Annotated in this window: 10 protein-coding genes; all 10 read left to right on the top strand. The window is 66.5% G+C overall.

Features of this window, described 5'->3' with window-relative positions; all coding sequences use genetic code 11:
• Positions 1-455 (top strand): AMP-binding enzyme (locus tag FKP22_RS13100; protein ID WP_141287931.1); only part of this gene is annotated, 455 nt, incomplete at its 5' end.
• Positions 456-462: 7 nt separating this feature from the next.
• Positions 463-867 carry a RidA family protein gene (locus tag FKP22_RS13095; RefSeq protein WP_141287930.1) on the top strand — a complete coding sequence of 135 codons (405 nt, stop codon included), beginning with the start codon at positions 463-465 and terminating at the stop codon, positions 865-867.
• A 134-nt stretch (positions 868-1001) separates the two neighbouring features.
• Entirely contained in the window at positions 1002-2381 is a 1380-nt protein-coding gene (locus tag FKP22_RS13090; protein WP_141287929.1) for an MFS transporter, read from the top strand.
• A gap of 22 nt (positions 2382-2403) precedes the next feature.
• Positions 2404-3432: an amidohydrolase family protein gene (locus FKP22_RS13085; protein ID WP_141287928.1), complete on the top strand. Its 1029-nt coding sequence runs from the start codon at positions 2404-2406 to the stop codon at positions 3430-3432.
• A 1-nt stretch (position 3433) separates the two neighbouring features.
• Entirely contained in the window at positions 3434-4117 is a 684-nt protein-coding gene (gene ligK / locus FKP22_RS13080; protein WP_141287927.1) for a 4-carboxy-4-hydroxy-2-oxoadipate aldolase/oxaloacetate decarboxylase, read from the top strand.
• 46 nt (positions 4118-4163) lie between these two features.
• Positions 4164-5141 (top strand): Bug family tripartite tricarboxylate transporter substrate binding protein, encoded by a 978-nt coding sequence (locus FKP22_RS13075; RefSeq protein WP_141287926.1) that lies wholly within the window; start codon positions 4164-4166, stop codon positions 5139-5141.
• 16 nt (positions 5142-5157) lie between these two features.
• Entirely contained in the window at positions 5158-6078 is a 921-nt protein-coding gene (locus FKP22_RS13070) for an amidohydrolase family protein (protein WP_141287925.1), read from the top strand.
• Positions 6079-6132: 54 nt separating this feature from the next.
• The gene (gene ligA / locus FKP22_RS13065) at positions 6133-6576 is read left to right on the top strand and encodes a protocatechuate 4,5-dioxygenase subunit alpha (RefSeq protein ID WP_141287924.1); all 444 of its coding nucleotides are present in this window, start codon (positions 6133-6135) and stop codon (positions 6574-6576) included.
• The gene (locus FKP22_RS13060) at positions 6577-7443 is read left to right on the top strand and encodes a class III extradiol dioxygenase subunit beta (RefSeq protein ID WP_141287923.1); all 867 of its coding nucleotides are present in this window, start codon (positions 6577-6579) and stop codon (positions 7441-7443) included. It abuts the gene before it with no gap.
• A 10-nt stretch (positions 7444-7453) separates the two neighbouring features.
• Positions 7454-8416, top strand: a complete 963-nt coding sequence (locus FKP22_RS13055; RefSeq protein ID WP_141287922.1) for a Gfo/Idh/MocA family oxidoreductase — start codon at positions 7454-7456, stop codon at positions 8414-8416.
• Positions 8417-8788 lie beyond the last annotated feature (372 nt).

The raw sequence follows: 8788 nt of genomic DNA, 5'->3' as shown, positions 1-8788 counted from the left end.
AGGTCGGCCGGCTCGCGGTGCGCGGGCCCACCGGCTGCCGCTACCTGGACGACGAACGCCAGGCCAGCTACGTGCAACACGGCTGGAACCTGACCGGCGACGCCTACCTGCAGGACGAGGACGGCTACTTCCGCTACCAGGCGCGCACCGACGACATGATCATCTCGGCCGGCTACAACATCGCGGCCCCCGAGGTCGAAGGCGTGCTGCTGGAACACCCGGCAGTGGCCGAATGCGCGGTGATCGGCGTGCCGGACGAGGAGCGCGGCGAGATCGTCAAAGCCTACGTCGTGCTGCGCGCCGGCCACGAAGCCAACGACACCACCGTGCGTGCGCTGCAGGATTTCGTGAAAGCCAGCGTTGCGCCCTACAAGTACCCGCGCGCGGTCGAGTTCCGCAGCGAGCTGCCACGCACCACCACCGGCAAGCTGCAGCGCTTCCGCCTGAAAGTCTGAGAAACCCATGAAAACCACGCTCCAACCCGCCGACTGGCCGCGCCCGCGTGGCTATGCCAACGGCGTCGCTGCCCAGGGCCGCCAGGTGTTTGTCGCCGGCATGATCGGCTGGAACGCCGCGCAGGCCTTCGAGAGCGACGACCTGGTCGACCAGGTGCGGCAGGCGCTGCGCAACGTGCGTGCGGTGCTGGACGAAGCCGGCGCCGGGCCGCAGCACATCGTGCGCATGACCTGGTATTTGGTCGACCGTGCCGACTACCTGGCCCGCAACCGCGAGATCGGCGCCGCCTACCGCGAAGTGATGGGCGCGCACTACGAGATCGCGATGAGCGCGGTGGAGGTGCGCGGGCTGATGGAGGCCCGCGCCAAGGTGGAGATCGAGGTCACCGCCGTCGTGCCGCAAGCGCTGTGAGGCCTGCGGGATAACCCGCGCCATATCTCAAACCGCGATAGCTGCTATCGGTGCCCGGGTCTGGAACCGCAGGGGCAGCAGCAGAACAATGCGGCGGCGGATGGCTGTCGTCTCCGCACAGGAGACCCGCCCGCATGACCCCCGCCGCCCCTCGCCGCGTCGATGTCCAGACATTGATCAACGAGCACCCGTTTTCCCCGTTCCAGTGGGTGATCTTCGGCCTGTGCTTTTTCATCGTGCTGCTGGATGGTTTCGACACCGCAGCCATCGGCTACATCGCCCCTTCGTTGCTGAAGGAGTGGGGCCTGAGCAAGCCGCAATTGGCACCGGTGCTGAGCGCGGCGCTGTTCGGCCTGGCGGCAGGTGCGCTGTCGGCCGGGCCGCTGGCTGACAAGCTGGGCCGCAAACGCCTGCTGGTGATCTCGGTTGCGGTGTTCGGCCTGGCCTGCGGCGCCTCGGCGATGGCGGGCGAGCTCAGCACCCTGGTGCTGCTGCGCTTCCTCACCGGCCTGGGCCTGGGTGCGGCCATGCCCAATGCCGTGACGCTGATGAGCGGATACTGCCCGGACGCGCGCCGCGCCACGCTGACCAACGCGATGTTCTGCGGCTTCCCGCTGGGCGCCGCCTTCGGCGGATTCCTCGCCGCCTGGATGATCCCGCAGTGGGGCTGGCGCAGCGTGCTCGCGCTGGGCGGCCTCACGCCGCTGCTGCTGGTGGTGCTGCTGGTGCTGTTGCTGCCGGAATCGGTGCGCTACCTGGTGGCGCAGCGCGCGCCCATCGACCGCATTCGCGCGGTGCTGGCGCGCATTGCCGGCGACGCCGCACGCCGCGCCGAAAGCTTTGTGCTGACCGAGCACCGGCCAGTGACCAACGAGCGTGGCGGCCTGTCCGTCGTGCTGTCCGGCCCGTACCGCGTGGGCTCGCTGATGCTGTGGCTGGCCTACTTCATGGGCCTGGTGATGTTCTACGCGCTGATCAACTGGATGCCCATCCTGTTCAAGGACGCCGGCGTGGAGCCGCGCACCGCCACGCTGATCTCGGCGCTGTTCCCGCTGGGCGGCGTGGGCGCGATCTTCTTTGGCTGGCTGATGGACCGTTTCAATGCGAACCGCGTGATCGCCATCGGCTTTGCGCTGACCGCCGTGGCGATCTGGGCCATCGGCCATGCGGCCGGTGAGGTCGCCACGCTGATGGCGGTGGTCTTCATCGGCGGCACGCTGATGAACACCGCGCAGTCCTCCCTGCCTGCGCTGGCCGCCGGCTTCTACCCCACCAACGCCCGCGCCACCGGCGTGGCCTGGATGCTGGGCATCGGCCGCTTCGGCGGCATTGCCGGCTCCTTCCTGGTGGCCCAGCTCAGCGCGCAGCGGCTCAGCTTCGCCGGCATCTTCGCGGTCGTCGCGGTGCCCGGGCTGGTGGCCGCCGCGGCGCTGATCGTCAAGCAGTTTGCCGAGCCGGACGGTGGCCAAGACACGCCCGGCCGCCGCACAGGCGCTGCCGCTGCCGCCCATTGATTTCCCTTGCGAGGACACCTCCATGATCATCGACGTTCACGGCCACTACACCACCGCGCCGGCCGCGCTCGGCGCCTGGCGCGACCTGCAGATCGCCGGCCTGAAAGACCCGTCCAAGACGCCCAGCGCCAGCAGCCTGAAGATCAGCGACGACGAGATCCGCGAGTCCATCGAGAGCAACCAGCTCAAGCTGATGAAGCAGCGCGGCTCGGACCTGACCATCTTCAGCCCGCGCGCCAGCTTCATGGCCCACCACATCGGCGACTTCAACACGTCCTCGACCTGGGCCGCGATCTGCAACGAGCTCTGCTACCGCGTCTCGCAGCTGTTCCCGGACCATTTCATCCCGGCCGCAATGCTGCCGCAGTCGCCCGGCGTGGACCCGGCCACCTCCATCCCCGAACTGGTCAAGTGCGTGGAGCAGTACGGCAATGTCGGCATCAACCTGAACCCGGATCCGTCCGGCGGGCACTGGAACTCGCCGCCGCTGAGCGACCGGAGCTGGTACCCCATCTACGAGAAGATGGTCGAGTACGACATCCCGGCGATGATCCATGTGAGCACCAGCTGCAACGCGTGTTTCCACACCACCGGTTCGCACTACCTGAACGCGGACACGACGGCCTTCATGCAGTGCCTCACGTCCGACCTGTTCAAGGACTTCCCGACATTGAAGTTCCTGATTCCGCATGGCGGCGGCGCAGTGCCCTACCACTGGGGCCGCTTCCGCGGGCTGGCGCAGGAGCTGAAGAAGCCGCTGCTGAGCGAGCACCTGCTGAACAACATCTTCTTCGACACCTGTGTCTACCACCAGCCCGGCATCGACCTGCTGACCAAGGTGATCCCGGTCAAGAACATCCTGTTCGCCAGCGAGATGATCGGCGCGGTGCGCGGCATCGACCCCGAAACCGGCCACTACTACGACGACACCAAGCGCTACGTGGCGGCCACTGCCAACCTGAGCGACGAAGAGCGCTACCAGGTCTACGAGGGCAATGCGCGCCGTGTCTTTTCACGGCTGGACACCGCACTGAAGAACAAGGGGCTGTGACATGTACGAACTCGGCGTTGTCTACCGCAACATCACCCGCGCGGATCGCGCGGCCACCGACCGAATGGCCGCGCTCGGCTCGGCCACGGTGCACGAAGCCATGGGCCGCGTGGGCCTGCTCAAGCCCTACATGCGGCCCATCCAGGTCGGCACGCAGGTCAGCGGCACGGCGGTCACGGTGCTGCTGCAGCCGGGCGACAACTGGATGATGCATGTCGCCGCGGAGCAGATCCAGCCGGGCGACATCGTCGTCGCCGCGGTCACGGCCGATTGCACCGACGGCTATTTCGGCGACCTGCTGGCGACCAGCTTCATGGCCCGCGGCGCGCGTGCGCTGGTCATCGATGCGGGCGTGCGCGATGTCAAGACGCTGAAGGAAATGGGCTTTCCGGTCTGGAGCAAGGCCATCTCGTCCAAGGGCACGATCAAGGCCACGCTGGGCTCGGTCAACATCCCGGTGGTCTGCGCCGGCATGTGGGTCACGCCGGGTGACGCGATCGTTGCGGACGACGACGGCGTCGTCTGCGTGCCCGCGGCGCGTGCCACGGAAGTGGCCGAAGCGGCTGCCAAGCGCGAGAGCTTCGAAGGCGAGAAGCGCGCCAGGCTGGCCAGTGGCGTGCTGGGCCTGGACATGTACAAGATGCGCGAGCCGCTGGAGAAAGCCGGGCTGCGCTACATCGATTGAGTTCCTTCCCCACCCACGTTCAATTCAAAACACACGGAGACAAACCATGAACGTCCTGAAGTCCCTGGCCGCCGCCGCACTGGCCGCCCTCACGCTGATCGGCGGCGCGCAGGCGGCGGACGAGTGGCCGACCAAGCCGGTGCGCATCATCACGCCCTTCCCGCCCGGCGCCGGTCCCGAGGCCGTGCTGCGCGTGCTGGCCGAGAAGCTGCAGCGCAAGTGGGGCAAGCCGGTCATCGTCGAGAACAAGCCGGGCGGCAATGGCTTCATCGCCATCGACGCCTTCAAGCGCGGCGCGACCGACGGCACCGACCTGATCCAGCTCGACAACGTGCACCTGGTCGCCTACCCCTCGCTGTTCAAGAAGCTGCCCTATGACCCGGTGAAGGACTTCGAGCCAATCAAGCCTCTGTTCATCGCGCCCTTCTTCGTCGTGGTCCCCACGGGCAGCAAATACAAGACGGTAGGCGACATCGTGGCCGACGCCAAGGTCCGCCCGGGCAAGCTCAACTTCGGCTCCTGGTCCGTGGGCAACCCGGCGCACCTGGGCGCGGCGCTGCTGGAGTCCATGACCGGTACGCAGATGCAGCACGTGATCTACAAGGAAGTCTCCATGCTCTACACCGCTGTGGCCACCGGCGAGCTGGACTGGGCGCTGGGCACCATGGCCTCGGCCGGGCCCATGCAACGCAGCGGCAAGGTGCGCTTCATCGCGGTGACTTCACCCAGGCGGCTGGCCGCCTTCCCCGATGTGCCCACGGTGGCCGAATCCGGCGGCCCCGCCGGCTACGAGGTGACCGGCTGGACCACCATTGCAGCGCCGCCCGGCCTGCCCAAGGCCGTGGCCGACAAGATCCAGGCCGACATCACCACCGCACTGGCCGAGCCGGACATCAAGGAGCGCTATGCCACCTTCGGCTACGAGACCTTCCCGGTCACGCGCGAGCAGTTCCAGGCCTTCATCGCGAGCGAGTCCACCAAGTGGGCCGACGTCATCAAGCGCGCCAAAGTTTCACTGGATTGACGGAGCAACCCGAGCCATGCAATTTCAAAAGACCCCCGGCTGGCTGGACTGGTACGCCGACCCCAGCAAACCGAAGTTCCAGCTGCCGCCCGGCAGCGTGGACGCCCACTGTCATGTGTTCGGCCCCGGGGCCCAGTTTCCCTTTGCACCAGAGCGCAAGTACACGCCTTGCGACGCCAGCAAGCAGCAGCTGTTTGCGCTGCGCGACCACCTGGGCTTCGCGCGCAACGTGATCGTGCAGGCTACCTGCCACGGCGCGGACAACCGCGCGATGGTGGACGCCTGCCTCGCCGCGGGCGACAAGGCACGCGGCATCGCCACGGTCAAGCGCAGCGTGACCGACGAGGAGCTGCAGCAGTTGCATGCCGCCGGCGTGCGCGGCGTGCGCTTCAACTTCGTCAAGCGCCTGGTGGATTTCACGCCCAAGGACGAGTTGATGGAGATTGCCGGCCGCATTGCCAAGCTGGGTTGGCACGTGGTCATCTACTTCGAGGCCGTGGACCTGCCCGAGCTGTGGGATTTCTTCACCGCGCTGCCGACCACCGTGGTCGTCGACCACATGGGCAGGCCGGACGTGAGCAAGCCGGTGGACGGCCCCGAGTTCGAGCTGTTCCTGAAGTTCATGCGCGAACACGCCAACGTGTGGAGCAAGGTCAGCTGCCCCGAACGCCTGAGCGTCACCGGCCCAAAGGCGCTGAATGGCGAACAACACGCGTATCAGGACGTGGTGCCGTTTGCGCGCCGTGTGATCGAGGAATTCCCCGACCGCGTGCTGTGGGGCACCGACTGGCCGCACCCGAACCTGAAGGACCACATGCCCGACGATGGCCTGCTGGTGGACTTCATTCCGCAGATCGCGACGACCGCCGAACTGCAGCAGAAGCTGCTGGTCGACAACCCCATGCGCCTGTACTGGCCCTCCAATGAACTTGCGTGACAGACCGCCCGAGCACAGCGAGTAGCTCTGTCACCAACTGATTAAAGGCAATTGATGGCCCTCGACAAGCCCTACCTGGACGTGCCAGGCACGACCATCTTCGACGCCGAGCAGTCCCGCAAGGGCTACTGGCTGAACCAGTTCTGCATGTCGCTGATGAAGGCGGAGAACCGCGCCGCCTTCAAGGCCGACGAACGCGCCTACCTGGACCAGTGGGCCATGACCGAAGAGCAGAAGCAGGGCGTGCTGACCCGTGACCTGAACCGTTGCATCGCGGCAGGCGGCAACATCTACTTCCTGGCCAAGATCGGCGCCACCGATGGCAAGAGCTTCCAGTACATGGCCGCGACCATGACCGGCATGACCCAGGACGAATACGCCGCGATGATGCTGGCCGGCGGCCGCTCGGCCGAAGGCAACCGCCACCTCGGCGAAGACGGCGACGCCCAGCCGCAGCACCAGCCCCAGGGCCAGGCCCACACGCACAAAGGCACCTGAATGGCCCGCATCACCGCCTCCGTCTTCACCTCGCACGTGCCCGCCATTGGCGCCGCACTGGACCTGGGCAAGACCCAGGACCCGTATTGGCAGCCGCTGTTCAAGGGCTACGACTTCAGCAAGCAATGGCTGAAGGACGAGAAGCCCGACGTGATCTTCCTGGTCTACAACGACCACGCCACGGCCTTCAGCCTGGAAATGATCCCGACCTTCGCGATCGGCTGCGCCGCAGAGTTCAAGCCGGCCGACGAGGGCTGGGGCCCGCGCCCGGTGCCCGTCGTGCAAGGCCACCCGGAACTGGCCGCGCACATCGCGCAAAGCGTGATCCAGGACGACTTCGACCTCACCATCGTCAACAAGATGGACGTGGACCACGGCCTGACCGTGCCGCTGAGCCTGATGTGCGGCCAGCCGCCGCAAAGCGACTTCCATTGGCCCTGCTCCGTCATCCCGTTTGCGGTGAATGTCGTGCAGTACCCGGTGCCCTCCGGCCAGCGCTGCTTCAACCTGGGCAAGGCGATCCGCAAGGCCATCGAAAGCTACGACCAGCCGCTGAAGGTGCAGATCTGGGGCACCGGCGGCATGAGCCACCAGCTGCAGGGCGCACGTGCCGGCCTGATCAACCGCGAGTGGGACAACGCCTGGCTGGACAAGCTGATCGCCGACCCCGCCGCCGCGGCCGCCACGCCGCACATCGACTACGTGCGCGAAGCCGGATCGGAAGGCATCGAGCTGGTGATGTGGCTGATCGCCCGTGGCGCGATGGCCGATGTCAACGGCGGCCCCGCGCCCAAGCTCAAGCACCGCTTCTATCACGTGCCCGCGTCGAACACCGCCGTCGGCCACGTCATCCTTGAAAACTCCTGAGGACCCTCACATGAGCGACAAGCAGACCCTCAAGGTCGCCCTCTCGGGCGCCGGCGCCTTCGGCATCAAGCACCTGGACGGCATCCAGAACATTCCCGGCGTCGAGGTCGTCTCCCTCGTCAGCCGCGAGCTGGAGAAGACCCGCGAAGTGGCCGCCAGGTACGGCATCGGCCACGTCAGCACCGAGCTGGCCGACAGCCTGGCCCTGCCCGAGGTGGACGCCGTGATCCTCTGCACCCCCACGCAGATGCACGCCGCACAGGCCATCGCCTGCATGAAGGCCGGCAAGCATGTGCAGGTCGAGATTCCGCTGTGCGACCTGTTGGCCGACGGCGAAGAAGTGCTGCGCGTCCAGCAAGAGACCGGCAAGGTCGCGATGTGCGGCCACACCCGCCGCTTCAACCCCAGCCACCAGTGGGTGCACAAGAAGATCAAGGCCGGCGAATTCAACATCCAGCAAATGGATGTGCAGACCTACTTCTTCCGCCGCACCAACATGAACGCGCTGGGCCAGGCCCGCAGCTGGACCGACCACCTGCTGTGGCACCACGCCGCGCACACCGTGGACCTCTTCGCCTACCAGGCCGGCAGCCCCATCGTGAAGGCCAACGCCGTGCAGGGCCCCATCCACCCGACCTTGGGCATCGCGATGGACATGAGCATCCAGCTCAAGGCTGCCAACGGCGCCATCTGCACGCTGAGCCTCTCATTCAACAACGATGGCCCGCTCGGCACCTTCTTCCGCTACATCGGCGACAGCGGCACGTACATCGCCCGCTACGACGACCTCTTCAACGGCAAGGAAGAAAAGATCGACGTGTCAAAGGTGGACGTCTCGATGAACGGCATCGAACTCCAGGACCGCGAATTCTTCACCGCCATCCGCGAAGGCCGCGAGCCCAACAGCAGCGTGGCCCAGGTGCTGCCTTGCTACAAGGTGCTGCATGAACTGGAGTTGCAGTTGAAAGGCTAAAGGGGCCGCCGAGGCTGCAATACAAGCCCATGAACCCGGTGCTTCTCCGGCTAATGCTCACCGAGGCGCTGCCGATAATTGATTCATTGACGCGCAGAACCGACCACACGATTGGGTGGAACAGCGGGAACCCGTGACCCAGCGCCGAAGACCGTCCCGCATCACCAATGCGGTGTCCGGAAGAGTCAGCCCGCCACCAGCGATGGTCGCGGGCTTTTCTCCTTTGCAGCGCGTCAGCGAGGCGCGGGCCTGAGCTTGCTCAGCTGGGTGCCGGCGCTGCCGCTGACCAGCGCTGTTGCATCTTCCAGCCGCCCGATGGCGGCGCGCGGGCCGCCGGCCTCGACAAACTCGATGCAAGCCTGGACCTTGGGG

The organism is Ideonella azotifigens (genome assembly GCF_006519715.1).
GTDB lineage: Bacteria > Pseudomonadota > Gammaproteobacteria > Burkholderiales > Burkholderiaceae_C > Ideonella > Ideonella azotifigens.
Note: the sequence above shows the minus strand (reverse complement) of the source record. Positions and strands in the feature narration are given on the sequence as shown.

Coding starts and splice junctions, on each gene's coding strand:
- FKP22_RS13085 (WP_141287928.1), top strand. CDS start 2,404: ATGATCATCGACGTTCACGGCCACTACACCACCGCGCCGGCCGCGCTC.
- FKP22_RS13090 (WP_141287929.1), top strand. CDS start 1,002: ATGACCCCCGCCGCCCCTCGCCGCGTCGATGTCCAGACATTGATCAAC.
- ligK (WP_141287927.1), top strand. CDS start 3,434: ATGTACGAACTCGGCGTTGTCTACCGCAACATCACCCGCGCGGATCGC.
- FKP22_RS13095 (WP_141287930.1), top strand. CDS start 463: ATGAAAACCACGCTCCAACCCGCCGACTGGCCGCGCCCGCGTGGCTAT.
- FKP22_RS13060 (WP_141287923.1), top strand. CDS start 6,577: ATGGCCCGCATCACCGCCTCCGTCTTCACCTCGCACGTGCCCGCCATT.
- FKP22_RS13075 (WP_141287926.1), top strand. CDS start 4,164: ATGAACGTCCTGAAGTCCCTGGCCGCCGCCGCACTGGCCGCCCTCACG.
- ligA (WP_141287924.1), top strand. CDS start 6,133: ATGGCCCTCGACAAGCCCTACCTGGACGTGCCAGGCACGACCATCTTC.
- FKP22_RS13070 (WP_141287925.1), top strand. CDS start 5,158: ATGCAATTTCAAAAGACCCCCGGCTGGCTGGACTGGTACGCCGACCCC.
- FKP22_RS13055 (WP_141287922.1), top strand. CDS start 7,454: ATGAGCGACAAGCAGACCCTCAAGGTCGCCCTCTCGGGCGCCGGCGCC.